Source organism: Nonomuraea marmarensis (genome assembly GCF_043197025.1).
GTDB lineage: Bacteria > Actinomycetota > Actinomycetes > Streptosporangiales > Streptosporangiaceae > Nonomuraea > Nonomuraea marmarensis.
On sequence record NZ_JBICRM010000034.1, the window covers coordinates 41,337 to 68,330 of the forward strand.

Consider the following 26,994-nt stretch of genomic DNA (forward strand, 5'->3'; position numbering starts at 1 on the left):
CCCCCTTGGGGCGGCGAGCGGACGTCGTGGGAGGAAGAGGGTTCGACAGCACGACGCCCGAGAAGCGGCGTCGACGTCGGCGCCGGCGTGAACGCTGCGCCAGAAGCGTGGACGTTGTCACTACCGAAGTGCGTCGTGCGCGAGCCAGAGTCAGTAGTCTGAAGACCCATGCCACGATCGCCCAGAACATGAGCTCGGCGGATCTATCAGCACTGAGGCGGTGAAACTCGGCCGATCTCGACCGTCGAATGGCCTCCTGCGCGAGTGTGTAGACCCCAGGCAACGCTTCAACGGCCTGGCCTGCGAGGTGATGGTCAGCTGAACCTGTGCCTTCGTCGCCGGGGACGCCACCTATCGGGCGCTCTGCCTGCACGCCAACGCGGAGATGCTCAGGGTGGAGGCGTTCGAGCGTTGGCTGGCTAATCGAAGAATCGTGCGCGGCTAGCCTGGCGAAAGTCTTTCCCGCCCCCGGGCCCCCGAGGTCAATCAGCCGCGGAGAGCCATGCGCCTTCCAGGCGCCATGGATGCTCCTGCGTTGTTGCCGGTTGAAGAGGTCAAATAGCACCCCCCACCGATGTTGCCCATCAACAATTGGCATTCGGGGGTCGGCTAGATCAATGAACTCGTCGACAGCCGTCATGCGCTTATCGACAGCCATCATGTGATGGAGCAGCGCGAGGGTGGGGTTCCCAAGCGGTTGCTTGACGCTTACTGCCAGTGCTCTCCAGAAGGAAGCTGCTGCCACTGGATCCAAGGACGGATCTCGCGCAGCCTCGGGTTGTCCGAACATAGAACAAGTCTAGATTTCACGCCCGGTGATCGCGCTGAAACCGTAGCCGAGCCGGAGTCTGCCGCAGGTGCGGCCGAGTGACTTGCGGGGAGGACGTGCCGGTACTCGTCTGACGTCAGCTTTTCGGCGGGTCCGGCTTGCGGTGACTTGACAACAGTGCATATGCTGCGGGCCAGAGTAGAACACGCATGCCAAAGTGCTTGCATGTTAGCTCGTACGCGTCTCTGAGCCCGCGCGTGTCCAACGTTCGCGACATCCCGCATGGCTCCAGATCCCCGCAGAGTCGATCTTGTCTGTCGCGCTCTGAGACGCGCAGAAGCCGGAAGGCCCCGATCCCCAAGATGGGACGGGGCCTTCCCCATGACCACCCGGCCCCGGCACGGCCCTGCGCCCGCACGGGGGAGGCGCGGAAAACGAGCCGGGGTCGGGTCCTCCACCCCTCTGCCTCCTGGAGGCCCCCTCATGTACTGGCACACCTCCGACAACGCAGAGCAGGAAGGCCGCCGACAGCCCGGCCGCCTGGCCGACCGCAGCTTCTGGCTCAACGACGCGCCCCGGCTCATGCTGTGGTGCCGTCTCTTCGGACACAAGCCGGTCGTCGACGGGCACGGCCCGATCGGGGCCACCCTGCGCGCCGCGCGCTGGGTGACGTGCGACCGGTGCGGAGTCCGCCCCGACCCGCAGGGCAACCTCGACCCAGACGAATGGCCCATCGGCGTACGCTACGACGGCGAGATCGACAAGCCGGAGCGGTACGTCCTCACCACCGAGGAAATCCGGAAGGCCATGGCCCGCGTCCGCGCCGGCCACAGGCTGCCCGGCCCGTGGCCGGACAAGCCGACCGGGACGATCGGCGGGCAGCTACTGCTCGGCCGGACGTTCGGCGGGTTCTCCGTCGAGGTGAAGGTCGGCAACGCCGGTAGCGAGCACACCCTGGCCGCGCACCTGCGAATCAACCCGCTGGGCGCCCTCTACCTGCACACCGAACGGTTCGGCACCTGGTTGCAGCGCCGCCTGATCCCGGAGGGCTACGAGTCGCGGGTGATCAGCCTGTCGTTCGACGACTGGGCGATCCGCACGCAGCTGTGGGCGCGCCGCAACTCCTGGTCACGCGACGACCCGTGGTGGATGCACGGCCGCGTCAACCTCGACCTGGTGGAGAAGGTCTTCGGCCACAAGCGGTACAGCCACGAGGCCGCCGCCGGGCCCGTCATGGGTTGGATCAAGATGCCCGAGGGCGACAGCCACCAGGTGCAGCTCAGGCTCAAGCGGGTACGGCTGGGCAGGCCGCGCGCCAAGTGGGCCGCGAAATACCACTGGTCGGTCGAGTGGGAGTCCGCCACACCGATCGTCACCCGCCCGTGCAAGGGCGGCACGGTGTCGGCATCCGTGCAGGTGCCTGACCTGGCCGTGGAGACGCACTCCTGGGACGTCTTCGCCTGCGCGATGGCCGCCATGGTGATGAGCGAGCAGCGCGCCGCGTACGGCTACCAGCCGGAGGCCGCGGAGGGGGGCGACACCCGATGAGCGCCACCATGACCCGCTGGTCCTTCACCGCGTCCATCAACGACAGCGACCACCTGCCCGAAGACGTGAGCTACGACGACGTGGCGGCCGAGATTCACGAGGTCGTCGACGGCGCGCTCACCGCTTGGTACGAGAAGCGCGGCCGCCAGCTGCTCGCCTGCGAACCGGTCGTCGCGTGATGGCCCTCACGATCAGCTCTCTCCCCGCCGTCCTGGCCCTGCGCGTCGGCGCCCAGGAGACCACCCTCGCCACGTTCGACCTGCCGCTCAAGGCGGAGGCCACCGGCGACCCCGGCGTGACGAACCTGGCCCTGGACGTCCCCGAGTTCCGCAGCCTCCTCGCCGCAGTTCTCCGTGAGGCTGCGGCTGTGATCGAGCAGTTCCCCGACGACGACCCCCACGCCCCGGAGGACCCCAGCATGAAGGTGTATGCGACCACGATCGCCCGCGTGTGCCACGAGGCGAACCGCGTCCTGCAGATCGCGGCGGGTGACCCGGCGCCGTCACCGCACTGGGCGGACGCGCCCGCCTGGCAGCGGGAGTCCGCGATTAAGGGCGTCGAGGCCGCCCTGTCCGGTGCGACGCCGCAGGAGCTCCACGAGTCGTGGTGCGAGGTGAAGCGCGCGGGCGGCTGGACGTACGGCCCGGTCAAGGACGAAGCAGCGAAGACACACCCGTGCCTGGTGCCGTACGGCGACCTGCCCGACGCCGAGCGGGTCAAGGACCACCTGTTCCACGCGATCGTCCGCGCCTTCCCCGCGGCCAGGACGGAGGGGTGATGCAGCGCTACATCGAGTACATGCCACTGCCGGACATCCCGTCCGCGACGAGGAACGCCAAAGACCACGACCTGGCCGGAATCCGCGCCTCGATCGAAACGTTCGGCTGCGTCGTCGCCGGGGAGATCGACGAACGCACCGGCCGGCTCGTCGTCGGCCACGGCCGCAAAGAGGTCCTGACGACGATGGCCGCCGAAGGGGCGAGCCCTCCGGAGGGTGTGCAGCTGGCCGAGGACGGCACGTGGCTCGCGCCGATCGTCCGCGGCTGGTCATCACGGTCCGACGCGGACGCCGAGGCGTACCTGATCGCTCACAACCGGACCGGTGAGAAGGGCGGCTGGTACGAAGACGTGCTGGCTCAGTCCCTGCTCGACATTCAGAAGGCGGACGCGGACCTGCTCGCGGCCACGGGCTACTCCTCGGACGAGCTGGCCGACCTCGAGGAAGCTCTCGCGGTGGACGCGCACGTCGCAGCAGGGGTGCACGACGAGTACGGCGACGACGGCGGGGCCGACGACGCTGCGGATGGCCCGTCGCCGGAGGACTTCCAGTCGTTCGACGACGACATCAGCACCGACTACCAGTGCCCGCGCTGCGCGTACACGTGGAGTGGTAAGCCCCGATGACCAAGCCGCCATACCGGGTGCCGAGCATGGCCGAGGTCCGGGCGGTCCCGTGGAACGGCTTCAACGGGATTTCGACGTTCTCCGGCTGCGGGGGTTCGTCGCTCGGCTACCGCATGGCCGGGTTCCGCATGCTGTGGGCCAGCGAGTTCATCCCCGCGGCCGCCGAGACGTACCGGGCCAACGCCGCCCCGTACACCGTGCTCGACACCCGCGACATTCGCGAGGTCACCGCCGCCGACGTCCTTGAGTCGACCGGACTCAAGGCGGGTGAGATCGACCTGATGGACGGCTCCCCACCATGCGCCGCGTTCTCCACCTCAGGCAAGCGAGAAGCCGGGTGGGGCATCGTCAAGCAGTACAGCGACACCCGGCAGCGGGTCGACGACCTGTTCTTCGAGTTCACCCGGCTCCTGGGCGACCTGCAGCCGCGAACGTTCATCGCTGAGAACGTCGCGGGCCTGGTGCAGGGCACCGCGAAGGGCTACTTCAAGGAGATCCTCGCCGCGCTGCGGAAGGCCGGCTACCGGGTCAGCGCGAAGCTGCTCGACGCGCAGTGGCTCGGCGTGCCGCAGGCCAGGCGGCGACTCATCTTCGTCGGCGTCCGCGAAGACCTCGGCATGGATCCCGCCCACCCGACGCCGCTGCCGTACCGGTACACGGTGCGCGACGCGGTCCACGATCTGCCCGGCGCGTTCGACGACCTGCAGACCGACCCGGAGACCGGGCAGCAGCTGAGCTTGCGCGGCTACTCCGTCGAAAGGCTGTGGCGGGAGATCCGCCCAGGCCAGGGACACCCGACGCGGCTGAGTCTCAAGCGGCTGAGCTTCGACCAGCCGTCCCCGACCATCGTCGCCAGGGCAGGCACGACGGGCACCGCGGCCCTCACCCACCCCGACCACCCGCGATACCCGACCCTGGCGGAGCTGCGCAGAATGGGCGGCTTCCCGGACGACTTCGTGCTCACCGGCAACTACTACAGGCGGTGGGAACGCATCGGCCGGGCCGTGCCGCCCGTGATGATGGCGCGGATCGCCGCGACCGTCCGCGACGAGCTGCTCGTCCCCCTGCGTGACGCGGGGAGGATCTGATGTGCGGCATCGTCGCCGGTCTCGGCAAACTCGACCTCGCCCCGGCCGTGGCCGCGCTCACGCATCGCGGGCCGGACGCGGCCAGGACGGCAACGGTGGCCGGCGTGCACCTCGGACACACCCGTCTCGCGGTCCAGGACCTCGACTCCCGGTCGGATCAGCCGTTCCGGGACGGGCCGGTCACGATCGCGTACAACGGCGAGATTTACAACGCCGCTGAGCTGCGCCAGGCCGTGGAGGAGCGCGACCCGGGCCGCGTGTGGAAGACGACTGGCGACACGGAGGTCCTGGCCGCCGCGCTCGCCGTGCTCGGCCCTGACCGGGCTCTGCCGCTGGTGAACGGCATGTTCGCGGTGGCGTGGGTGAACGAGCGGCGCCCCGGCGTGCTCCACGTCGCCCGGGACCGGCACGGCGAGATCCCGCTGCATCTGCATCTGGCGCAGCCGGTCATGGCCGCGTCGGAGCTGAAGGCGTTCGCCGCGGTGGGCCGCCCCATGGCTTCCCATCTGATCGCGGATGTCCCGGCCGGGCAGTGGGGGACGATCCACGGTGGCCGCGCCTCCTGGTCGAGGTTCCACACCCAGCGGTGCACGCCGGCGGGCTACACCCTGGCGCAGTCGTCGACCAGGTTGAAGGCCACGCTCGGGCAGGCCGTGCAGCGGCGGCTCATCGCCGACGTGCCGGTGTGCGCGCTTCTGTCCGGCGGGATCGACTCGGCCGCCATCACGTACGAACTGGCCCAGCATGTGCCTGGCCTGGTCGCCTACACCGCCCGCATGGACCCGAAGTCGCGGGACCTGCGGTGCGCGCGCGAAGTCGCCCAGCATCTCGGAATCAAGCTGGTCGAGGTCGACATTCCGGCGCCGACTGCGGACGATCTGGCCCGCGTGGTCCAGGTCATCGAGATGCCGTACAAGGCGCAGGTGGAGATCGGTTGGGCGTGTCTGCTGCTCGCCGAGCGGATCCGCTCGGACGGCTTCAAGGTCACCTACTCCGGTGAGGGGTCCGACGAGCTGTGGGCGTCGTACGGGTTCGCCTACCACGCCCTGAAGAACACCGACTGGCACATCTACCGGCGCGACCTGATGGCCGCTCAGGCGAGGAAGAACTTCCCGAGGGTGAACAAGACGTTCATGGCGTACGGCGTCGAGGGCCGGTTGCCGTTCTGCGACCCGGACGTGGTCGACCTGGCGCTGTCTCTGCAGCAGCACGCCGTGGCGGACGGCAAAGCCCACCCGAAGGCCGTGCTCCAGCGTGCCTATGCCGGGCTGCTGCCCGAGTCCGTGGTGCGTAGGCCGAAGGTGGCGTTCCAGGACGGCCTCGGGTTGAAGACGGCGATCACGAGCGTGCTGCCGGACCCGGCCCGCTTCTACCGGGCCGAGTACCAGCGCGTCGTCAGGAGCAGAGCATGAGCAACGACGACACCGACATCGCCGAGCAGTTCGACACGGGCGGCTGGCAGTTCACGCCCGACGTGGTCGACGTGTTCGACGACCACGTACGCGCCAGCGTGCCGCACTACGACGTGATTCAGGACCTCGTCGCCGAGACGACCGACTGGCTGGTCCCGGCCGGCGGCCTGGTCGCGGACCTCGGCGCGTCGACGGGCGCGTCGGCGCGGCGCATCCTGCAACGGCACCCGAACCGGGGCATCCGGTTCGCGCTGTATGACGAGCAGCCCGCGATGCTCACCCAGGCCGCGATCGAGATGAAGGAGATCGGCGGCGAGCACGACATCATCCTGAGCGCGACCCGCGTCCAGGATGGGCCGCTGGTGCACGAGGACGCGGACCTGACGTTGTGCCTGTTCACGCTGCAGTTCCTGCCGCAGCCGGAACGCGTGGACGCGCTACGGCTCGCGCGGGCGTGCTCGGCTGAGAGCGGCGCGCTGATCGTCGCGGAGAAGATCCGCCCGATCGATTCCCGGTGGGCGGAGATCGGCATCGACGTGGCGCACGACTACAAGGCGGAGCGCGGCATCACGGACGCGGCGATCCGGGCGAAGGCCCGCGCGCTGCGCGGCGTGCTACGGCCGTACCCGCAGCAGACGACGATGCAGGCCATGACAGAGGCGGGCTGGCACGCCCCGGAAGTGCTGTTCCGCTGGCATTCGTGGGCGGTGATCGGGGCGTTCGCCTCAGCCCAGTAACGAGACGGGGGGTGACGCGATGTGGTTCGACGAGCGCCCACCCCCGCACTGGACGATCGAGTTGCCGCCCGGCATGGAGTTGCTGAACAGCAATCAGCGGCTCCACCCGATGGTCAAGGCCCGGCTCACGAAGCTGCTACGCCGCGCTGGCCACACCGCGTCCAAGGCGGTCGGCCTGCCCCAGCTGGAGCGGGTGTACGTCGTTGGGGAGCTGCGGCCAACCGACCGGCGTAGGCGTGACCCGGGCAACTGGTACCCGTCCGCGAAGGCTGCGGTCGACGGCGCGATGACCGACGCCGGGGTGCTGGTGGACGACGACGCTGCGCACCTGGTCGGCCCTGACATGCGGCTCGGGCCGGTGGTGAAGGGCGGTCAGCTCGTCCTCCACGTCTGGCGCGGCACCGACAGCTGACCCGCGCTCATTCCTTCCAACCTGTTGTTCCTCGGACGGGGGTCCCCTCATGGTTTCCAGCAAGAAGCGAGCGTCGGCCACCGTCGTCGCGGAACGGCGCGCCAAGGCGGTGCAGATGCGGATCGCGGGCATCAGCCCCACGATCATCGCTGAAAACCTCGGCTACTCGTCGTCGGCCGCCGTCATCAAGGACATCACCCGCTCGATGCAGAAGGCCGCCAAGGCCGAGCACATCGCGTCCGAGCACCTGCTGCAGATCGAGATCGACCGGCTGGACCGGCTCATGGCGAGCGTCTGGGCCAAGGCGCTTGGCGGCGATGTGAAGGCCGTCGACCAGGCCGAGAAGCTGATCGCCCGCCGCTGCGCACTGCTGGGCCTGGACCTGATCAACCGCAACGGGTCGGAGAACAGCGACGTGGCGTCGCTCCTCGGCAACCTGTTCGCGAGCCTGCAGGCCCGGAACGCACCGGACGAGGTGACGGTCGAGGTCGTCGACGCCATCGAGGCCGGCGAGGACAGCCAGTGAGCCTGGCGGTTGTCACGCTGTCACCTGCGCAGGAGCGCAGCATCGCGGAGTCCACGGCGCGGATCAACTGCTGGACGGGCAGCGTACGAAGCGGGAAAACGATCGCCTCCCTGCTGCGGTTCTTGATCTTCGTGGCGCAGGCGCCGCGCGGCGGCCACCTGGTGGTCGTCGGCAAAACGAGCGACACGATCGCCCGTAACGTGTTCGAGCCGCTCATGGACCCGTCGCTGACCGGGCCGGTGGCGCGGCGCATCTTCTACACGCGCGGCGCTCCGACTGCGAACATCCTCGGCCGCCGTGTCGAGATCATCTCCGCGAACGACGTCCGCTCGGAATCCCGTCTGCGGGGTCTCACCTGCGCGGGCGCGTACGTCGACGAGGCGACGCTGATCCCTGAAGCGTTCTGGGACCAGCTGCTCGCCCGCTGCTCCGTCACCGGCAGCAAGATCTTCTGCACGACGAACCCGGACGCGCCCAACCATTGGCTACGCAAGCGGTTCCTGCTCAGAGCCCATGAGCTGGACCTGAAGTGGTGGCACTTCACGCTGGACGACAACCCGTCGCTCGACCCGGTGTACGTCGCCAACCTCAAGGCCGAGTACACGGGCCTGTGGTACCGCCGCTACATCCTCGGCGAGTGGTGCATGGCCGAAGGTGCGATCTTTGATATGTGGGACCCCGACCGGCACATCGTCGACGAGCTACCGCTCATGGAGCGGTGGCTGGGCGTGGGCATCGACTACGGCACCGTCAATCCGTTTTCGGCCCTACTCGCCGGGGTGTCCACCCCGGACGCGGACGGACAGCGGCGCATCTACCTGGCCAGCGAGTGGCGATGGGACTCCCGCCTCGAACGCCGGCAGCTGACCGACGCGGAGTACTCGGCGAAGATCACCGACTGGCTAGACGACGTGCCGGACACCTACGGCCCCGGCACGCGAGGTCTCCGGCCCGACTGGATCATCGTCGACCCCAGCGCGGCCAGCTTCGTCACCCAGCTCCACCACGACGGGCTGCTGCCGCAGCTCGGCGACAACGCCGTGCTCGACGGCATCCGCACCGTCAGCAACCTGATCGCTGGTGACCTGCTGAGGGTGCATCGCTCCTGCCACGGCTGGCTCGGCGAGGTCGGCTCCTACTCCTGGGACGACCGGAAAGCCGAGAAAGGCGACGACGCCCCAGTGAAGGTCGACGACCACAGCATCGACGCCGGACGGTACATCCTGCACACCACGCAGGCGGCCTGGATGTCGCTGATGGAGCGCGTGCCCGACTACTGGCGCAAGTCGTAAGGCTGGCGCTACCGACGCCCACCGCCTCGCAGGCGTGGGCCGCTCGACGCACCCCCGGGGGTGCGTGCGTCGAGCCGGTGCGGCCCCGGCCCCTGCCGTTGAGGGGCGGCGCGGGGCCAGGGCCGCACCCCCAACCAACAAACGTCAGGGCCATCCGACCGGGTGGCCCTTCTGCATGTCCGGGAGGGCACACGATGCGGGACAACGCGCGACTGACCGAGGGCCGACACCTGGACGCCGGTGTGGGCCGCCAGGACGTGGTCAAGTGGCGGTGCAAGTGGAAGCTGGAGAAGTTCCACGGCGACGACACCAGCCCGGCCGCGACACCGTTCGAGGTGATCGAGCGTGAGGGCAACCTGCTTATGTACGGCGGGGTGGGAGCCCTGTGGCACCGCCTCATCGGCGGAACCACCGTCGCAGCGTTCGACGCGGCCAACGCGAGGATCGGTGTCGGCGACAGCACCGCCACGGCGGACGCGGTGCAGACCGACCTGCAGGGCGCGAACAAGCTCCGCAAGGGCATGGACGCGACCTATCCGCTGCACACGGACGGCACCGGCGCCACCGCCGTCCCGCTGTCGTTCCGCTCGACGTTCTCGACCGCCGAAGCGAACTTCGCGTGGGCCGAGTGGGGCATCTTCAACGCCGCGGCCGGCGGCCGGATGCTCAACCGCAAGGTGGAGAACCTCGGGACGAAGACCAGCGCAGCGAGCTGGGTCTTCACGGTCCAGCTCTCCCTGGTCTGAGCCACCACGTGACTGCCTGAGGGGAGGGCCCGCGTCGTGGCGGCCATCCTGGAGGACTTCGAGGACGCAACCCTCAACCTCACCATCACGGGGACCTGGGCGCGGGCTTCCGACTTCGCCGCTGTCGGCACCTCGTCGCTGAAAAGCGCTACCATCACCGATCTCCAGGCGACGAATGCCGTGGTCACCGTCCCGACCGGGGCCACGTCGCTGACCTTCTCCTACCGGGTGTCGTCCGAGGAGGACTTCGACAAGTTCCACGTCCTGATCGACGGCGTGGAAGTGCTCACCCAATCGGGCGAGATCGACTGGACCCCGGCCACATTCAACGTGACCGGCAAGTCGCAGGTGACGTTCTCCTACACCAAGGACGAGTCGTTCCCCAGCGGGGCGGACGCGGCCTGGGTTGACCAGATCGAGTTCACCGTCCCCGGAGAGTCCAAGAGCGCCACCGACAGCGGCACGCTGGCCGAGACGACCACCATCGTCCAGGCGCCGGAGATCGCCAAGGCCAGCAGCGACAGCGGGCGTCTGGTCGAGACGCGCTGGGTGAACGAGCCGCAGGCTTCCAGCACGCCGCCGTCGATTCGTTCGACGTCAACGGCGTCAACCGGCTCGTCGAGCTACCCCATCAACGCGCCTGCCGGTGTCGTCGCCGATGACGTGCTGATCGGGATCCAGGCAGCGGACCGCGCGTCCACGGCGGCAATGACGACGCCGACTGGCGGCACCACCTGGCAACTGCTGGACTCCCTGGACGGGATCTCCGAATTCGGGGTCGCCCAGACGATCCGGGTGTGGTGGAAGCGTGCTGGATTGTCCGAGCCGGGCTCGTACACGTTCAAACAGCCCCCATCAACGGACGGCGTCTGCCTGATCATCGCGGTTAAGGACGCGTCCCGGTCGGCGATCCCGCTGATCATGCGTTCGACGGCGGGCACCGGCGCCAACGTCACCACTCCAGGCATCGTCCCGTCGTCGGGTAGCGACCTGGAGATCCGAATCCCCGTGGTCCGCCCGCCAAATGTTGCCGTCACCTTCACCACACCGGCCGGGTTCACCGCGCTGAACCGCGTCCAGTCGCGGCTCTACACCGTTGTGGCGGCGGCGGCGCGGGGGTTGCAGTCCAATGCGGCAACTGCCCCGGCGGACTTCGTCGCCTCCACTACCGCGATCGAGTGGCGGGCCGGCTTCACCCTGGCCATTACCCCGGCAGTCACGGGGTCTCCGCAGGAAACCAAGACGGGCTCCGACGCGGCCGCCGTGGTCGAGTCGTCCACGGTCGTCGTCCAGTCGGACGGGGTCTCCAAGTCGGCCAACGACACCGGAACCCTGACCGAGACAGCAGCGGCCACGGCCGACGTCACATCGTCCGATGGGACCACGCTGGGCGAGGCCGCGGCCATCGACGCCGGGCCGGGCAGCGCCGACCAAGCGACGCTGGCCGAAACGTCGCTGCTGGAGCTCGGCCAAGGAAGCGCCGATCAGGCGCGCTTGGCCGAGAGCGTCCAGGTGGACGCGCAGGCCACCAGCATCGACAGTGGCGCGCTGGCTGAGACGGTGGACATCGCCGAGACGATCGGCCCCATCTCCAGCGACCACGCAGCGCTGACCGAGGCCGCAACAGTGGAGGTGCAGGCGGCGGCCTCCGACATCGGCACGCTGGCCGAAGCGGCTGTGGTGACGGTCGTCAAGGTGGCCAGCGACTCCGGGCAGCTCGTCGAGTCAGTCTCGACCGGCCTGGACACGTCCGACGCCGCGGTGCTCATCGAATCCGCCGCCGTCGACGCGGTCATCGCGGCCACCGACAGCGCGTCCCTGGCCGAAGCGGCTGCGGCGGCGGCCCCCAAGTTCTCCACCGACGCGGCGGTGCTTGTCGAGCACGCCGAGGTGGCCGACATCGGGCGGGACATCGTCGGAGTCGGGATCGTCCGCCGCAGCTGGTCTGCCCATTCACCACACCGCCGCTGGGCCGCTGGAAAGCCGCGTGGGGCCTGGCGGGCGGATTCGCCCCACACGTAGGGAGGTGCCCAGTGGAACCCATGTCCTCCCTATCCAGGGAGTTTCTGTACGTCTTCGTCGAGGGGGCGACCGGTGGCGAGGTCGTGGAGATGGCCTTCACGAACCCGGACGCGAAACCGGTCGACGACGACTGGCGCACGGCCGAGTGGGAGCCGCCGTCGCCGGAAGGGGCTGACGCGAAGATCCTCGTCGGCCCGGACGGTATTGCGGTGCTGTCCGAAGGCACGTACCGCGCGTGGGTCCGTGTGACCGCTGTCGATGAGCGGCCCGTGCTGTCTGCCGGGCTCGTCCCCATCACCTGATGAACGACCGTGAACGAGAGGTGGTGTGATGCCGCTCCCCACTGAAGACCAGGAGTGGCCGCCCCCGCACATGCGTGCTGAGATGCGCCTGTACCGGCAGCATGGGGCCTGGTACAGCGGTGACCCTGACCGGCTCGCCGAGGTGTACGGCAACGGGGCGGTGACGCCGGGCCTGGGTTTGGACCTCAAAGGCTGGGACAGGCCGTTGCAGTTCGCTGGCGGTGCTGTCGGCCGTGTCGCCCGCTGGTTCTGGGGCAGCCCGATCCCGGCCGGGCAGTCGAGGTCGACGAAGTTGCACGTCCCGCTGGCGGCGGACATCGCGGCCAAGTCCGCGGACTTGATGTTCAGCGAGCCGCCGACTCTGCGGGCCGTCGGTAAGAAGACGCAGAAGCGGCTCGACCAGATCATGAACGAGGGCTCCGTCTACGCCGGGCTGTTGGAGGCCGGCGAGCTGGACAGCGCGTACGGGGGCGTCTACCTGCGGGTGGGCTGGGATACCGAGATGGCTGACCATCCGGTGGTCGACTCGGTCCCGGCCGACAGCGCGGTGCCGGAGTTCCACTCGGGCAGGCTGTCGGCGGTGACGTTCTGGCGGGTCGTGGGCGAGGATCAGAAAGTCGTCTGGCGGCACCTGGAACGCCACGAGCGCGGCCGTGTCTACCACGGACTTTTCCAGGGCGACGATGCTCGGCTGGGCCATCCGGTGCCGCTGCAGGACCACCCTGCGACCGCCGGGTTCGCGGAGATCGTCGACGCGGACGGCGGCTTCGAGTCCGGCTATCAAAAGGGCTTGCTCGTCTACTACGTGCCGAACATGCGCCCGCACCGCACGCTGCGGGGCACGGCGCTGGGCCGCTCCGACTACGCCGGGGTCGAGCCGCTGATGGACGCCCTGGATGAGACATGGACGTCGTGGATGCGGGACCTGCGGCTCGGCAAGGCGCGGATCATCGTGCCTGAGGTGTTCTTGCAGAACACGGGCCGCGGCCGGGGCTCGTACTGGGACCCGGACCGGGAGATCTACAGCGGGCTCGGCATGCTGCCGCCAGCGAACGGCGGCGGCAACATGATCACCGAAAGCCAGTTCAAGATCCGCGTGGAGGAGCACCAGCAGACCGCCAAGTCCCTGGTCGCGCAGATCCTCCGGGGCGCCGGGTACTCCGTGCAGTCCTTCGGCGAGGCCGGGGAGGGCGTGGAGGCGACCGCGACGGAGATTCACTCCCGTGAGCGGCAGTCCCTCACCACCCGAGGCCGGAAGGTCGGCTATTGGACGCCCGCCCTGGCCTGGTTGGGCGACTGCCTGCTGTCGGTGGACCACTACATCTACAAGTCGAAGGTCACGGCGGAGCGTCCGCAGATTGAGTGGCCGGACGGGGTGTTCCTGGAGACCGAGTCCGTGGCCCGCACCGTGGAGCTGCTGAACAGGGCGCAGTCTGCGAGCATCGACACCCGTGTCCGCATGGTGCATCCGGACTGGGACGACGACCAGGTGTCGGCGGAGAAGACGCGGCTGCGGGACGAGATGGGCCTGAACGTGAAGGACCCGGACTCGTTCTCCGACCAGATCATCCCCGACGCCACTGACGACCTCGATGGCTGACCTGATGGAGGCGGTGGACGAGCGTATCGCGCTCGCCGCCGCGATCTCTTACAGGTACGCCGAGGCTGAGGAGCACCTGTTCGAGGTCATCGCCAAGGCGTTGGCCAAGGGCGGCACGGCGCAGCAGGCTCACGCCCGGCTTGCCGAGATCCAGGCGCTCGGCCTGCAGGCTGAGAAGGTCCTCAAAGACCTGGAAGCGCTCGCGTCCAAGGCCCTTGAGGACGGCGTCACGAAGGCGTGGCAGGACGGCTTCGTGCGGGCGAGCCAGGAGCTGGAGCACCTGGGCGAGGACCAGGGCATCACTCCCGGGAAGGGTCTGGCGCAGCTGCTGAAGGAGGCGCTGGGCCTGCTGCCGCCCCTCACCACGGGGGCGTTGCGGATGGTCAACGACATCTACCGGCAGGTGATCGCTGAGACGACGCCGCTGGCGTTGACCGGAGCGATGACGCGGGAGCAGGCGACAACCCAGGTGCTGCAGAGGTTCGCCGCGAAAGGCATCACGTTCTTCGACGGGAAGAGCCGCACCTGGTCGATCTCTTCGTACGCGGAGATGGCGGCCCGAACAGCGATGGCGCGGGCAGCGAACGAAGGGCACCTGCAGACGCTGGCCGAGAATGGCCGTGACCTGGTGATGGTGTCGCGGGCGCCGTACACGTGCCCGCTGTGCGACCCGTGGGAAGCCAAGGTGCTCAGCCAGTCGAGCGCGGTCGGCGAGCGGCAGGAGAAGAACGTCCTGACGGGCGAGACCATCACCGTGCAGGTCGCGGGCACCGTGGCCGAGGCCAGGGCGGCGGGCCTGCAGCATCCGAACTGCAAGCACACCTTCGGCGTGTACCTGCCGGGGCTGACGAAGCCGCAGCCGAAGGTGGAAGCGAAGGGCGACTACGAGGACACGCAGCAACAGCGTTATCTCGAACGGCAGATCCGGGGGTGGAAGCGGCGCGCGGCGGCGGCCCCCGCGGGCAGCCCGGAGAAGAAGATCGCGGATCAGCGCACCAAGGCGTACCAGGCGCAGATGAAGGAGCACCTGGACAAGACGGGGCTGCTGCGGCAGTCGTCTCGTGAGCGGGTCCGCCCTGATGAGACGACGTCTCCGGACCTCCACCCGTCGTTGAAGCCGAAGTCGACACCTAATCCGAAGCCAGCACCGGCCGGCCCGGCGCCGAGCTCGGCGAAGTCCAAGACGACACCGGCCAGTCCGGCGTCTTCCATGCAAGCAAAACCGCTTGCAACTACTCGGCCCACGACCGGCGGCCGTATGTCGTCGATGCGAGACGCTGCCCGCCACCGGTTGAATACCGAGGGGTTCGAGTGGCTCAAGGCCAAGATGCCCGCGATCCCCAAGAGTGGCTGGGCTGGGGACGAACTGCGGGCAATCCGGGCGTACACGGGCGACTCGCATGGCCCGATGAACGCGGCTCTGAGGGGGCCTGAAGGCGCCGGCAGCCCTGGGACCCGCAAGCTGATCGATGATCTCGATAAGGCGATGAGTCGGCAGACGGTTCCTGAGCCGGTTATCGTGCATCGAGGCGTTGATTCGGGCTTCACCAAGGCAAACGGCGTGGACCTTGGGTCCCCGGAGGAGATGGAAGGGATGGTCGGCCGGGTCCTGCGGGACAAGGCGTACATGAGTACCAGCGTCGGCAGGAAAGCCGCGTTTGCCAGCAATCCTATTGCCCTGGCGGTGCGTGTTCCCGCTGGCCATAACGCGCTGAATGTGGATGGCCTTACGACCCATCCCGGTGAGCGTGAATTGCTTTTGCGTCGCAATACGACATATGTCGTCCATTCGGTGTATAAAGCAAGAAATAAATGGTTTGTCGAAGTCGAAGTCGTTCCTGACGATTGGTTTGATCACGGGCCACCAGCCGACTGGCGGCCCGATCCGTTGAACGACGTTGACACGGGATACAGCGACCAGTAGGAGGATGGCGGGATGGCAGAGGAACAGGAATCCGTACATCCACGGTTCTCAGAGACCGTCACAGTGGTCGGCAAGTCGGCTGGGACCTACAGCCGCAAGGCCGCCGACCCGGCCGACGTGCGCCGCGCGCAGCTGAAGGAGCCGGACGGCATGGTCCTCGGCTACGTGTGGACGGACGGCAAGGACGCGGCCGGGTTCGTCAAGAACGAGGACGCGGGCAGGCCCGCCATCGCGGCGGGCCCGCGCCTGTGGAGCATCCTCAAGGGCGCCTACGATGCGGGCAGACCCGCCAGCGACGTCCTCGACCCCGCCCTGTACGCCCCAGAGTTTGAGCTGGTCGTCGACTAGCTCACCCCTCATACTCCGTGTGAAAGGCCCGCCCGGCGCGGGCCTTTCGCATTTCCAGGCGCACCCCACCAGGTGCGCCTTTTTCATGTCCGCCCGCAGGTCGGGCGGCGTGCGACAGCCCGCAGGTCGGGCGGCACATCACCGATTCAAGGAGTCAGCCATGCCAGACGACGAGATCGAGGTCGCCTCCACCGCCGACCCGGCCGGCCAGGCCGCCCCCGCGCCGGAAGTGGTGGGCGACACCGTCCCCGAGCAGGCCCCGGCCGCCGAGGACGACAAGGCCAAGCCGGACGCGCGGAAGATCACCGATCTTCCCGCGTGGGCGCAGGCCGAGCTGCGGCGAGCCCGCAACGACGCAGTCAAGTACCGCACGCAGCTCCAGGAGAAGCAGGCCGAACAGCAGGCCGGGCCGTCCCCTGAGGACGTCGCGGCGCAGGCGAAGTCTGAGCTGGCACAGCAGATCGGTAAGGCCCTCGGCATCGTCGCCGAGGAGGAGAAGCCCGTCGATCCGAAGGACATGATCGACCGCCTCACCACCGAGCGGGACAGCACGGCGAAGGAACGCGACTCCGAGCGGGAGCTGCACCGCCGCGCGCTGACCGAGCTGGGAGTGCACCGAACCGCGCTCAAGCAGGGCGCGGACGGGGACGCGTTGCTCGACAGCCGCTCGTTCCTGCGCAGTATCAAGGACCTCGACCCCGATGCGGAGGACTTCTCGACCGTCCTGGCCGAGCGGATCACGCAGGCGGTTGAGGACAACCCGAAATTCAAGGCGGCATCCCTGGCGGGGCCGCCTGCCCGATCCGGAGGGGAGTTCACCGGTGGGCCCGGTGGCCGATCCAGCGATCCCGACCAGATGACCACCGACGACTTCCGGAAGGCGCGACGCGCCTCGAAGTCCACTGCCAAGGAGTAGGCCCACATGGCTAACATCTTTCTGACCCCGACCGTGATCGCCCGCGCTGCGCTGGCCACGCTGTACGAGACGACCGTGATGGCGATGCTTGTGCACCGCGACTACGAGGAGGAGTTCGCGGCGCGCATCGGCGACACCGTGAACGTCCGCAAGCCGGCGGTCTTCCAGGCGAACGAGTACGTCCGCGCGAACGGCATCCAGATCCAGAACGCGCAGGAGACTAGCATCCCGGTCCGCCTGAACCACTTCGCCGACGTCTCCTTCGCGGTGACCACGGAAGAGTTGACGCTGAAGATCGAGGACTTCGGCACGCAGCTCCTCAACCCGGCGATGGAGGCCATCGCGCAGAAGATCGACCGGGACATCCTGGCGCTGCGTGACGACGTCCTGCAGGAGGTCGGCGTGGTCGGCCAGTTCCCTGCGAACCCGCCGGGCGCGAACGTCAAGCCCTTCAGCGACCCGCGTACCGCGATCGATGCCAGGCGCGTGCTGAACCAGCAGAACGTGCCCGCCGCTGACCGTTACATGGTGGTCGGCCCGGAGATCGAGGCGCTGTGGCTCCAGGACGACCTGTTCAACCGCGCCGACGCCCGTGGCGACACGGACGGCCTGCGTGAGGCGTCGCTGGGTCGGAGGGTTTTCGGCTTCGACCCGTACCAGACCCAGAACATCAAGGTCCCGGCGCAGACGACCGGCAACAGCAAGAGCGAAGTCGGCGTCGCCTTCCACCGGACCGCGTTTGCCCTGGTGACGCGCCCCCTGGTGCTGCCGCAGGGCGCGGCCAATGCCGCCGTTGCGAGCTACAAGGGTTTTGGGTTGAGGGTTGTGATGGATTACGACATCGACAAGAAGCAGGACGTCGTCTCGATCGACTGCCTGTACGGCACCAAGACCCTGGACGAGGACCGCGCCGTACTGATCAAGGACGCCGACGTCGCGTAACCCCTCCTGCTAGCACTTTGCTAGCAGGCAGCCCCAAGGCCCGCCCGCACCACGGGCGGGCCTTCCATCTCCCAGCCTCAGGAGGGGCCACTGATGGGCCACAAGGTCAACACCGTGGACGGCAAGGGCGGCGACGTCGACCTGTCCGCCGTCCGCACCTTCACCAAGGAGTACCGCGTCCCCGCGGGCAAGGCCAGCACGTACATGGTGACCAGGCTCCCGGTCGCCTGCACGGCTATCGCCGTGCGCGCCTACCGGGCAGGCGGGACGGGCGGCACCGTGAACGCGCAGCGCAACGGCGGCGACATGCTCGCGGAGAACCTGGCCACCGCCACCGACTCGTGGACGGGCTGGACGCACCTGCAGAACGCCACGTTCGCCGCTGGCGACACCCTGTCGATGGTCACCGCCGCTCCGGCCGGTAGCCCGGCCGAGGTGATCGTGCAGGTCGACTTCCGAGTGAATCCCTAAGGCGGCGCGCGTGTACGTGTACCGCAACAGCAACAACGGCGACATCTACGAGACGCCGCAGCGGTCGGCCCGGCTGGACGCTCTGCCGAACTGGCTGCTGATCGACGCCGCGGACGAGCAGCCGAACGAGCAGCTGGCCGAGCCGGTGCCCGTCCCCCCGGCTCGGCCGTCGCGCCCGCTCGACACCGACAACAGGGCCGCGTGGGTCGAATACGCGATCTCCAGAGGCATGGCCGGGAGGGACGCTCGCGCCCTCAGCAAAGCCTCGCTGGTGAAGGAGTTCGGCCAGGAGGAGGAGGACGACGATGCCTAGAACCGACCTGCCAATCACGAAGATCACCCGCGCCGGTCATAACCTGGCGTCTGCGCTGCCCACGCCCGCAGCCATTGACGGGCACGCGTTCGTCAACAACAGCAGGCGCGCGATCCGCGTGAAGAACACCAACGCCGCGCCCCGTACGGTGACGGTGCAGATCCCCGGCGAGGTCGAGGGGCAGCCCCTGGCCGACAAGCCGTACACGATCCCGGCGAATGACGGGGACGTGCTGATCCCGCCGCTGCCCGCGATCTACAACCAGGCCGACGGCAAGGTCTACCTGGACTACTCGGACCCGGCCGGGCTGACGGTCCACGTCCTCGAACTGCCAGCGGGGTAGCCATGCCGACCTACGCCACGGCGCAGGAGTATCTCGACTACACCGGGCAGTCGGGCCCGGCCGACATTGACCGGCGGCTCGCGCGGGCGTCGGAACGCGTTGACGAGCTGCTGGCCGACGCCATTTACGAGGTCGACGACCAGGAGTTCGCCCTCGACCCGAAGCTCAAGAAGGCGATGATGCAGGCGACCTGCGTGCAGGCTGCCTGGACGCTCACCGTGGGCGACGAGTTCGGCACGGCGTCGGCCTTCAAGGACGTGTCGATGGGCTCCGTCCGCCTCGCGCGGGTGGACAGCAAGGACGGCAACGCGCCCCGCTACGCGCAGGACGCCGTGTCGATCCTGCTCCGGGCCGGGTTCCTGATCGCGGTGATGACCTGGTGACCGCCATCCCGAGCTTCATGTTCCGGCACACGGCGACGATCGAGCCGCTGATCGGTGAGGGAGCGTACGGGCCCGTGTACGGGCCGGAGACGACCGAGCCGTGCCTGGCCGACGACAAGCGGCAGCTCGTGCGGGACGCCAACGGCCTGGAGATCGTGTCCGACACGACGGTCTACTTCAAGCCCGGCGTCGTGTGCCCGCCCGGCAGCCGGGTCACGGTCAACGGCCGGTCGACCACGGCCATCACGTCTCTCGTCCGCGACGGAGGCGGCCTGCCCACACCCGATCATGTGGAGGTGGCCCTCAAGTGAAGGACAGCATCGACGTCAAGCTGGACATGCACCTCAACCCCGCGGCCTTCAACGAGGAGACCAAGACGGTGGTTGCCCGGGTGCTCAAGGACGCGGCGCTGCACGTCCTGCAGGTGTCGAACATGCGAGTGCCGCTGCAGGAGGGTCACCTGCAGAACTCGGGTGACACGGCGGTCGACCGCGATGAGATGCGGGCCTCCATCAGCTACAGCCAGCCGTACGCGGTGGCTCAGCACGAAAACCTCGACTGGAAGCACGCGCCCGGTCGCGAAGCGAAGTACCTGGAGACGGCGCTGGAAGAGGAGGCCGCCGCGGTGCAGGCGATGATCGCGCAGCAGCTCAAGGAGCTGTTCCGGTGACGCCGCCGCAGGGGTGGACTCGGCTGCTGCTGGCGGGTCTTGGCCAGCTTCTGGAGGACGCTGGCGCGGGCGATTGGTCCCCCGAGGGCATCTACACCGCCGATCAGACCGCCATCACGCTCGGTGGGCTGCCGTCCGCTCCGGATCTGGCCATCTCGCTGGCGACGTACGGCCTCGGCCAGGCCGGCGACGACGTCGAGCAGACCGACTCCAGCGTGTTGGTGCAGTTCAGGATGCGGGGCGGCCCGGACCCGCGCGTGGCCGACGACCTGGCCGACGCCGTGTTCGGCGCGGTGCACGGCCTGAGTAACCGCCGGTTGTCCACCGGCGTGTTCGTGCTGCTGGCCCAGCGGCGAATCGTCGCCCCGCACACGCGGGACGGTTCGGGCCGGGTGGAGCGGGCGGACAGCTACGAGTTGTTGTGCGTCCGGCCTTCCACCTACCGGGACTGACCATCCCCTTTTTCATCTGCCGCTAGCAGTTGTGCTGGCGGCTTCGGCATGCGCTCACAAGGAGAAGAGATGACGCTGCGCAGCCTGCTCGCCAAGGACTGGGTTGTCGAGGTGAACACCGGCGCCACAGCCTTGCCGACCTGGACGCCCGTCAAGGGCCTGACCGAGTTCTCGGAGGAGATCAACACCGAAACCGAGGACGACAGCGACTTCGACGGCGACGGCTGGGCCTCCAGCGTCGTCACCCAGCGCGGCTGGACCCTGACCTGCAACGGCAACCGCAAGCGGGACAACGAGGCGGCCACCTTCGTCCCCGACCCCGGCCAGGAGTTCCTGCGGCAGGCCGGCCACGTTGTCGGCCCCGGCGCGAATGTGCACACCCGCTGGTACAGGCGTGACGGCTCCCCGGACGCCTACGAGGGCCGCGCCGCCGTCGACTACAAGGGCGCAGGTGGCGAGACCACCGACCTTGAGCCGTTCGAGGTGGAGCTCCTCGGCCAGGGCAAGCCCGTCGCCATCGAGAACCCGGTGGCGGCGTAGCTGATGGCGAAGCTCAAGGCCCTCGACGAGTTCTTCGACGACACGCTCACCTTGCCGGTCGGCGGCACGGACTACACCGTTCCCGCGCCGACTGCGGAAACCGGCCTGCTGTGCCAGAGGCTCATGCAGGCCGGTGTCGCCGCCGCGTCCGGCAAGGAAACGGACCTGACGGACCTGGCGGACCTGGACGACGACCAGGAGACCGACCTCTACAAGCGGTGTCTCGGCCCGGTCTATGACGAGCTGATCGCCGCCAAGGTGTCGTGGCCGGTGCTGAAGCACTGCGGCGTCACCGCGTTCCTGTGGATCGCGGTCGACGTCGACGCCGCGATGAAGTTCTGGGACGCCGGTGGCAACCCGGAAGCCCTCGCCCCGGACCGGGCCGCCTCCGAGGCGGCGGCGAGTACGACCCGGTCACGGGGCTCTACGAGTGGTACGACCCGGTCCCGGAAGGCGCAGAGCTCACGTGGGAAAGCCTCCTGAGCCACTGGGACCTGGTCGAGGCCGACCTGCACAGCCACTACGGGATCGACCTCGAGGAGCCCGGTCTGCTGACGGGCCGCTCCTGGCGGTGGCTCCGCACCAGGATTCTCGGCCTGCTGACGGCTGATACCCGGCTCGCTCGCCAGTTCGCGCCACCCCCCGACAAGACGGCCAGCCGTGCGCGTGGCCGCGCTCACGACTGACCAGCGACAACGACCACCCGGGGAGGTGAACCATGGCTTTGTCGATCGGTGATCTGTACGCGACCCTGAGCCTGCGCGACCAGATGTCGGGTCCGCTCGGCAGGGCCACCGCAGGCATCAAGGTTCACGCCTCCGGCATCGAGGCCGCCATGGTCACCGCTGGTATGGCGGCCACGCGCATGTCGAGCACCGTCGTCAAGTCGGGGCAGGCCCTCGCCTCAGCTGGTGTGAAGAGCAGCGGGCTGCTGGCCGGGGTGGGCGCGGCCGGCGTCGCGGTGGGCGGCGGCCTGGCGGCGGTGTTCGCGGGCGTGACGCTCAGCATCGCCAAGATCGGCATCACCGCGGCCGCCGCCGCACCGGCCGTGAAGTCGGCGTTCGCTGACCTGGGCGCGTCGGTCAAGGGTCAGCTCGCGGACGCTGCGACGGTGTTCCAGGGGCCGCTGATCGCGGCGGCGGGCCAGCTCAAGGGCATGTTCGGCTCGCAGATCGCTCCGGCGCTGACGGGCATGTTCACGCAGATCACGCCCTTGATCGGCCAGTTCACGGGCGGGCTCGGGCAGCTGCTCACGCCCCTGCTGCCCGCCATCCAGGGGATCGTGGGCGCGGCCACTCCGCTGCTCAGCCAGCTGGCCGGGAGTCTCGGGCAGTTCGGCGGCCAACTCGCTGCGTTCCTGGCGCCGGTGGCTGCTGCGTTGTCGCAGAACAGCGGCCTCTTGGCGACCTTGGTCACGGGGATCGGCGGTGTTCTTGCGGCGCTCGGTCCGCTGCTGGCCGCTCTGGTGCAGCTCGCCGGGTCCGTGGCCGGTCCGCTGATGTCCGGGCTCCAGTTGATCGCGTCCACTCTGGCCGCGCAGCTGGCTCCCGTCCTGGTGCAGCTGGGCCCGCTGATCGGTCAGCTGCTCACGGGTTTCGCGGGGATCGTGGCCGCGCTGATTCCGCTGCTGCCGCCGATTCTGCAGCTCGTGGGCACTCTGGCGTCGGCCTTCATGCCGGTTTTGGTACAGGTGGCTCAGACGATCGCCGCATCACTGCAGCCCGTACTAACTCAGCTACAGCCGGTCATCGGCCAGTTGGCGACCGCCTTCGGCCAGGTGATCACGGCCGTGCTACCCCTGCTGCCGCCGATCGCCCAGCTCGTCGGCACCCTGGCAACGGCCCTGATACCTGCGATAACGCCGATTCTGCCCCTCGTGGGACAGCTCGTCGCGGCCTTGGGCGGTGCCCTAGTCCAGGCCATTTCAACCATTTTGACCGCGTTCACTCCAATTCTTCCCGTTTTTACCCAATTGGGTCAGTCGCTGCTGCCGCCCATCCTGCAGCTGATCACGGCCCTGAACCCGATCTTGCAGCTCCTCGCGACGGTCTTCGCCAAGGTCGTCGGCGCCCTGACCCCCTTCCTTCCGCCCTTGATCCAGCTCTCGACCAGCATCCTGCCGCTGGTGATCAGCATCGTGACCGCCCTGGCCAAGCTCCTGACCGGGGATTTCTCGGGCGCGTTCGACACGATCAAGAACGGGGTCATCACCTTCGGCAACACGATCACCGGGGCCTTCAAGAAGCTGTGGAGCTTGGGCACCGAGCTCGTCAATGGGATCAAGGACGGCTTCGCGAAAGCCTGGGACGCCTTCGTCAACACGATCAAGAACCTCGCCAGCGGTGCGGTCGACCTGGTCAAGGGCATCTTCGGCATCTCCAGCCCGTCCAAGGTGTTCGCCGAGATCGGCCGTCAGAACGTGCAGGGCTTGATCAACGGCATGGCCGCCAAACAGAAGAACCTGCAGAGCATGGCCACCAGGCTGTCCAGCACTCTGCAGCGCTCGGCACCCGGGCCGCTGACCTACGCCTCCCAGATCAGCCAACCGCCGCCCCCGCCCCTCGCCGTGCCGGCGAGTCCCGGCGGCGGCGACGGCCGCCAAATCCACATGGTGATCAACAACCACTACCCGCAGGCCGAACCCACCAGCAAAAGCATGAACCGCGGCTTGCAGTACGCCGCGGCGGTCGGCCTTCTCTCCTGACTCCTCTCCCCACCAACGGACGCTCGCGGGAGGTGAGGCGTGGCGCTCAACGTCGGCGACTTGTTCGCCACGATCTCCCTGAGGGACAACCTCACCCCCGGCCTGGGCCGGGCGGTCGTCGCGCTGCGCACCATGGCAGGCCGGTTCGACGACGGGGCAGCCCAGATAGCGAAAACCGGCGCTGCGATCTCTCTCGCTTCGTCGTTGGCCAGCGCGGCACTCGCGTCGCTCGGCGTGGCCGCGTCCGCGACCGCTGTGGGAGTCGCCGGTTCCTTCCTCGGTGTTGTCGCCGGGATCGCCGCGATCGGCATCGCCGCAGCCGCGACCGCTGACGGCGTCAAAGGGGCGTTCTCCTCGATGGCGAGCAACGTCACGGCGCAGCTGAAGGCTGCGGCTGCCACGTTCGAGGAGCCGCTGAGGCAGCTCGCAGGGAACCTGCAGACGATCTTCACGCAGATGATCGCCCCGCAGCTGGCTGCCATGTTCCAGCAGATTTCGCCGTTGATCGGCCAGTTCACCACGGCGCTGGTGCAGGTTCTGGTGCCGATCCTGCCAGCGGTGCGGCAGATTATCGCGGCTGTCGTGCCCATGCTGTCGCAGCTGGCCGGCGTGATGGGCGTCTTCGCCGGGCAGGTCGCCTCGTTCCTCGCTCCGATCACGGCGGTGCTCGCGGCGAACTCCGGCCTGCTCGCTCAGTTCGTCCTCGGCGTCGGCTCGCTTCTGCAGATCCTCGGCCCGTTCATCGCCGGGCTGGTGCAGGTCGGGGCGCAACTCCTCGGCCCGGTCCTGGGCGCCCTGCAGCTGGTCGTGCAGGCCCTCGCCGGGGCGCTGCTGTCCGCGATTGTGCAGGTTACTCCGGCTATCTCGCTGCTGCTGGTGAGCGTCGGTCAGCTGGTCGCCGCGGTGGCGCCGCTGCTGCCTCCGCTGGTGCAGCTCGTGGCGGTGTTCGCCACGGCGTTGATGCCGGCGGTGGTGCAGGCCGTGTCGATCATCTCTGGCGCGCTAGTGCCGGTGCTGGTGCGGCTTCAGCCGGTCGTCGGCCAGATCGCGGCGGCGTTCGGTCAGTTCCTGCTCGCTGTGGTGCCGCTGGTTGGCCCGCTGACGGACCTGGTGGCGCAGATCGCCATGGCCCTGGTTCCGGCTCTGGCTCCTCTTCTGCCGCTCGCCGGGCAGGTCGCGGCGGTCCTCGGCGGCGTCCTGGTGCAGGCCCTCGGCGTGCTCGTCCAGGCCGTCACGCCGATTCTGCCGCTGCTGTCGCAAGCACTGGTCCTGTTCGGCGTGCAGATCATGCAAGCGCTGCTCACCCTGTCGCCCGTGCTGCTGCAGATCGTTCAGACGTTCTCTGCGCTGCTGCCCGCTGTGGCGCCGATCCTGCCTCTGCTGCTGCAGCTCGGAGCGTCGATCCTGCCGCAGGCCGTACAGCTCACCTTGGCGCTGGCTCCGCTGCTGATGCAGCTCGCGGCGGGGTTCATCCAGATTCTCCAGGCGGTCATGCCGCTCCTGCCGTCTCTGGTGCAGCTGTCGGGCGCGGTGCTGCCGCAGGTCGTCACGCTGGTGTCTCTGCTCGCGCAGGGCCTGTCGTCTCTGCTGGGCCCCGCGTTCCAGATGATCACGACCGTCGTGGCCACGATGGTGCAGAGCGTCGTCCAGCTGTTCGGCTGGCTGTACGACGTGTTGATCGGCCACAGCATCATCCCGGACCTGGTGACCGGGATCGGCCAGTGGATCGGCGGCACCCTGGTCAAGTTCTTCGCCGACTTGCCCGGCCAGATCGTGAACGCGGTCGGAAACATCGGCGCGGTGATGGGCAACATCGGCATGGCCATGATCAGCGGCTTGTGGTCCGGCATCGTGTCCATGTGGGACTGGTTCCGGAATTCCATCCTCGGGTTCTTCTCGTCGATCATGCCGGACTGGGTGCGGCAGGCCCTCGGCATCTCCAGCCCAAGCAGGGTATTCGCGCAGATCGGCGGATTCACGATGCTCGGCATGGCGCAGGGCATGCAAGGGTCGGCCGGCAAGGTGCTGCGCACGGCCCGCAGCATCGCCGGGCAACTCACCGCGGCGTTCACCCCGGATCTGGCCGCGTCGGTCAGTCCGGGCGCGGCCGTGGGCGGCGGGTCGGGCCGGAGCGGGGGAGTGGTCATCAACCTGACCTCGATCAACCCGGTGGCTGAACCGTCATCGCAGACGATTAACCGCGGCCTGCAGATGGCCGGTGCTATGGGGGTGGTGTGATGTCCGCGACGTACTTCCTGGACGGTGTTCCCCTGGACCATCCGGCGGGGTGTTGGCGGCTGAAGAAGGGCACCCAGCGTCGGCCGCTGCCGGGGGTGCGGACGGTGAACCTGTCCGTGCCCGGCCGGTCGGGTGACCTGCCGGTCCTGGGCCTGGACCATGAGGCGACGACGTTCGGACTCGCGTTCACCGTCTACTCCTGCACGCCGTCCGGCGCGGACGGCGGGGGCGAGCAGATGGAAACGAACCTCGAAGCGTTGGGCGCGCTGCTCGGCGTCCGGCACCGGCTCATGACGCTCAAGTGGGTGACAGGGGCGATCGTCCGCGTCGCCGGGGTGACCGTGGAGGCGACCTCGGAACCGGAGTACTTCGCGGGCGCGGCGATGGCCCGGCTGACCGCCGTGGTGAAGGTGCCTGGGGTGTACTGGCGCGACGAGGCTGACTCGACGTGGACTGGGACGCTGCCGGGCGCGGGCCAGATCGTCACTCCGCTGGCGGGCAGCACCGGCCCGATCGTGGACGCGTTGCTGCGGGTCACCGGCCCGGCCATCCACCCATCAGTGACGGACGTGGCGACCGGCGGGGCGGTGTCCTACACGGACACGGTGCAGGCCGGCCAACACCTGCTGGTCGACTGCGGCCGGTTGACGGCGGCGATCGTCACGACGGACACGTGGGACCTGGACGCTGGGACGGACGTGACGGGCGACATCAACGCGACCGGCCCCGGCAGCGCGTCCCGCTGGCTACACCTGACGCCCGCGATGGCGGTGGGTGACCCGCACTCGCGCGCCGTCCTGGTCGACACAACCGCATCCGGCACCTCGGGCGCGTCAGCTCTCAAGATCCAGTCGCGCCGCTCCTACCTGTAGACGGCTCGGCGGCCTTCTCC

The 26,994-nt window shown here is 68.6% G+C and carries 30 protein-coding genes; all 30 read left to right on the forward strand.

The window, feature by feature from the left end:
* Positions 1-1,252: 1,252 nt before the first annotated feature.
* The 30 genes from ACFLIM_RS39095 (at position 1,253) to ACFLIM_RS39240 (ending at position 26,974) form a co-directional block, all read left to right on the forward strand.
* Positions 1,253-2,317 carry a hypothetical protein gene (locus tag ACFLIM_RS39095; RefSeq protein WP_393173771.1) on the forward strand — a complete coding sequence of 355 codons (1,065 nt, stop codon included), beginning with the start codon at positions 1,253-1,255 and terminating at the stop codon, positions 2,315-2,317.
* Positions 2,314-2,496, forward strand: coding sequence for a hypothetical protein (locus tag ACFLIM_RS39100; RefSeq protein ID WP_393173773.1), 183 nt, complete (start codon positions 2,314-2,316; stop codon positions 2,494-2,496). Before ACFLIM_RS39095 ends, ACFLIM_RS39100 begins: the two co-directional genes overlap by 4 nt.
* Positions 2,496-3,095, forward strand: coding sequence for a RyR domain-containing protein (locus ACFLIM_RS39105; RefSeq protein ID WP_393173775.1), 600 nt, complete (start codon positions 2,496-2,498; stop codon positions 3,093-3,095). The genes ACFLIM_RS39100 and ACFLIM_RS39105 overlap by 1 nt, the downstream gene beginning before the upstream one ends.
* Entirely contained in the window at positions 3,095-3,721 is a 627-nt protein-coding gene (locus ACFLIM_RS39110) for a hypothetical protein (RefSeq protein WP_393173777.1), read from the forward strand. Before ACFLIM_RS39105 ends, ACFLIM_RS39110 begins: the two co-directional genes overlap by 1 nt.
* Positions 3,718-4,809, forward strand: a complete 1,092-nt coding sequence (locus ACFLIM_RS39115) for a DNA cytosine methyltransferase (RefSeq protein WP_393173779.1) — start codon at positions 3,718-3,720, stop codon at positions 4,807-4,809. The genes ACFLIM_RS39110 and ACFLIM_RS39115 overlap by 4 nt, the downstream gene beginning before the upstream one ends.
* A complete protein-coding gene (locus tag ACFLIM_RS39120; RefSeq protein WP_393173781.1) occupies positions 4,809-6,221 on the forward strand; it encodes an asparagine synthetase B family protein in 1,413 nt (470 codons plus the stop codon). Before ACFLIM_RS39115 ends, ACFLIM_RS39120 begins: the two co-directional genes overlap by 1 nt.
* The gene (locus ACFLIM_RS39125; RefSeq protein WP_393173783.1) at positions 6,218-6,958 is read left to right on the forward strand and encodes a hypothetical protein; all 741 of its coding nucleotides are present in this window, start codon (positions 6,218-6,220) and stop codon (positions 6,956-6,958) included. The genes ACFLIM_RS39120 and ACFLIM_RS39125 overlap by 4 nt, the downstream gene beginning before the upstream one ends.
* Positions 6,959-6,977: 19 nt before the next feature.
* A complete protein-coding gene (locus ACFLIM_RS39130) occupies positions 6,978-7,370 on the forward strand; it encodes a hypothetical protein (protein ID WP_393173785.1) in 393 nt (130 codons plus the stop codon).
* Positions 7,371-7,419: 49 nt separating this feature from the next.
* On the forward strand, positions 7,420-7,896 hold the full coding sequence (locus tag ACFLIM_RS39135) for a hypothetical protein (protein WP_393173787.1): 477 nt from the start codon (positions 7,420-7,422) through the stop codon (positions 7,894-7,896).
* Complete coding sequence (locus ACFLIM_RS39140; RefSeq protein ID WP_393173789.1) at positions 7,893-9,188, forward strand: PBSX family phage terminase large subunit; 1,296 nt, start codon at positions 7,893-7,895, stop codon at positions 9,186-9,188. The genes ACFLIM_RS39135 and ACFLIM_RS39140 overlap by 4 nt, the downstream gene beginning before the upstream one ends.
* A gap of 194 nt (positions 9,189-9,382) precedes the next feature.
* The gene (locus ACFLIM_RS39145; RefSeq protein WP_393173791.1) at positions 9,383-9,934 is read left to right on the forward strand and encodes a hypothetical protein; all 552 of its coding nucleotides are present in this window, start codon (positions 9,383-9,385) and stop codon (positions 9,932-9,934) included.
* Positions 9,935-9,970: 36 nt separating this feature from the next.
* On the forward strand, positions 9,971-11,956 hold the full coding sequence (locus ACFLIM_RS39150) for a hypothetical protein (RefSeq protein ID WP_393173793.1): 1,986 nt from the start codon (positions 9,971-9,973) through the stop codon (positions 11,954-11,956).
* 11 nt (positions 11,957-11,967) lie between these two features.
* Complete coding sequence (locus tag ACFLIM_RS39155) at positions 11,968-12,258, forward strand: hypothetical protein (RefSeq protein WP_393173795.1); 291 nt, start codon at positions 11,968-11,970, stop codon at positions 12,256-12,258.
* Between the two features lie 28 nt (positions 12,259-12,286).
* On the forward strand, positions 12,287-13,858 hold the full coding sequence (locus ACFLIM_RS39160; RefSeq protein ID WP_393173797.1) for a phage portal protein: 1,572 nt from the start codon (positions 12,287-12,289) through the stop codon (positions 13,856-13,858).
* Positions 13,851-15,782, forward strand: coding sequence for a phage minor capsid protein (locus ACFLIM_RS39165; protein WP_393173799.1), 1,932 nt, complete (start codon positions 13,851-13,853; stop codon positions 15,780-15,782). The genes ACFLIM_RS39160 and ACFLIM_RS39165 overlap by 8 nt, the downstream gene beginning before the upstream one ends.
* Positions 15,783-15,794: 12 nt before the next feature.
* Positions 15,795-16,130 carry a hypothetical protein gene (locus ACFLIM_RS39170; protein WP_393173801.1) on the forward strand — a complete coding sequence of 112 codons (336 nt, stop codon included), beginning with the start codon at positions 15,795-15,797 and terminating at the stop codon, positions 16,128-16,130.
* Between the two features lie 160 nt (positions 16,131-16,290).
* Complete coding sequence (locus ACFLIM_RS39175) at positions 16,291-17,046, forward strand: hypothetical protein (protein WP_393173803.1); 756 nt, start codon at positions 16,291-16,293, stop codon at positions 17,044-17,046.
* A gap of 6 nt (positions 17,047-17,052) precedes the next feature.
* The gene (locus tag ACFLIM_RS39180) at positions 17,053-17,988 is read left to right on the forward strand and encodes a P22 phage major capsid protein family protein (protein WP_393173805.1); all 936 of its coding nucleotides are present in this window, start codon (positions 17,053-17,055) and stop codon (positions 17,986-17,988) included.
* Between the two features lie 93 nt (positions 17,989-18,081).
* Entirely contained in the window at positions 18,082-18,459 is a 378-nt protein-coding gene (locus tag ACFLIM_RS39185; RefSeq protein ID WP_393173807.1) for a hypothetical protein, read from the forward strand.
* Positions 18,460-18,469: 10 nt separating this feature from the next.
* Entirely contained in the window at positions 18,470-18,772 is a 303-nt protein-coding gene (locus ACFLIM_RS39190) for a hypothetical protein (RefSeq protein WP_393173809.1), read from the forward strand.
* The gene (locus ACFLIM_RS39195; RefSeq protein ID WP_393173811.1) at positions 18,765-19,115 is read left to right on the forward strand and encodes a hypothetical protein; all 351 of its coding nucleotides are present in this window, start codon (positions 18,765-18,767) and stop codon (positions 19,113-19,115) included. Before ACFLIM_RS39190 ends, ACFLIM_RS39195 begins: the two co-directional genes overlap by 8 nt.
* Positions 19,116-19,117: 2 nt before the next feature.
* A complete protein-coding gene (locus tag ACFLIM_RS39200; RefSeq protein ID WP_393173813.1) occupies positions 19,118-19,498 on the forward strand; it encodes a hypothetical protein in 381 nt (126 codons plus the stop codon).
* On the forward strand, positions 19,495-19,809 hold the full coding sequence (locus ACFLIM_RS39205) for a hypothetical protein (protein WP_393173815.1): 315 nt from the start codon (positions 19,495-19,497) through the stop codon (positions 19,807-19,809). The genes ACFLIM_RS39200 and ACFLIM_RS39205 overlap by 4 nt, the downstream gene beginning before the upstream one ends.
* Positions 19,806-20,168 (forward strand): hypothetical protein, encoded by a 363-nt coding sequence (locus tag ACFLIM_RS39210; RefSeq protein WP_393173817.1) that lies wholly within the window; start codon positions 19,806-19,808, stop codon positions 20,166-20,168. Before ACFLIM_RS39205 ends, ACFLIM_RS39210 begins: the two co-directional genes overlap by 4 nt.
* Positions 20,165-20,620 (forward strand): minor capsid protein, encoded by a 456-nt coding sequence (locus ACFLIM_RS39215; RefSeq protein ID WP_393173819.1) that lies wholly within the window; start codon positions 20,165-20,167, stop codon positions 20,618-20,620. Before ACFLIM_RS39210 ends, ACFLIM_RS39215 begins: the two co-directional genes overlap by 4 nt.
* 69 nt (positions 20,621-20,689) lie before the next feature.
* Complete coding sequence (locus tag ACFLIM_RS39220; RefSeq protein WP_393173821.1) at positions 20,690-21,160, forward strand: phage tail tube protein; 471 nt, start codon at positions 20,690-20,692, stop codon at positions 21,158-21,160.
* A gap of 3 nt (positions 21,161-21,163) precedes the next feature.
* A complete protein-coding gene (locus ACFLIM_RS39225; RefSeq protein WP_393173823.1) occupies positions 21,164-21,643 on the forward strand; it encodes a DUF7426 family protein in 480 nt (159 codons plus the stop codon).
* A gap of 235 nt (positions 21,644-21,878) precedes the next feature.
* Positions 21,879-23,864, forward strand: coding sequence for a phage tail protein (locus ACFLIM_RS39230; RefSeq protein ID WP_393173825.1), 1,986 nt, complete (start codon positions 21,879-21,881; stop codon positions 23,862-23,864).
* A 39-nt stretch (positions 23,865-23,903) separates the two neighbouring features.
* Positions 23,904-26,102, forward strand: coding sequence for a phage tail protein (locus tag ACFLIM_RS39235; RefSeq protein ID WP_393173827.1), 2,199 nt, complete (start codon positions 23,904-23,906; stop codon positions 26,100-26,102).
* On the forward strand, positions 26,102-26,974 hold the full coding sequence (locus ACFLIM_RS39240) for a hypothetical protein (protein WP_393173829.1): 873 nt from the start codon (positions 26,102-26,104) through the stop codon (positions 26,972-26,974). The genes ACFLIM_RS39235 and ACFLIM_RS39240 overlap by 1 nt, the downstream gene beginning before the upstream one ends.
* Positions 26,975-26,994 lie beyond the last annotated feature (20 nt).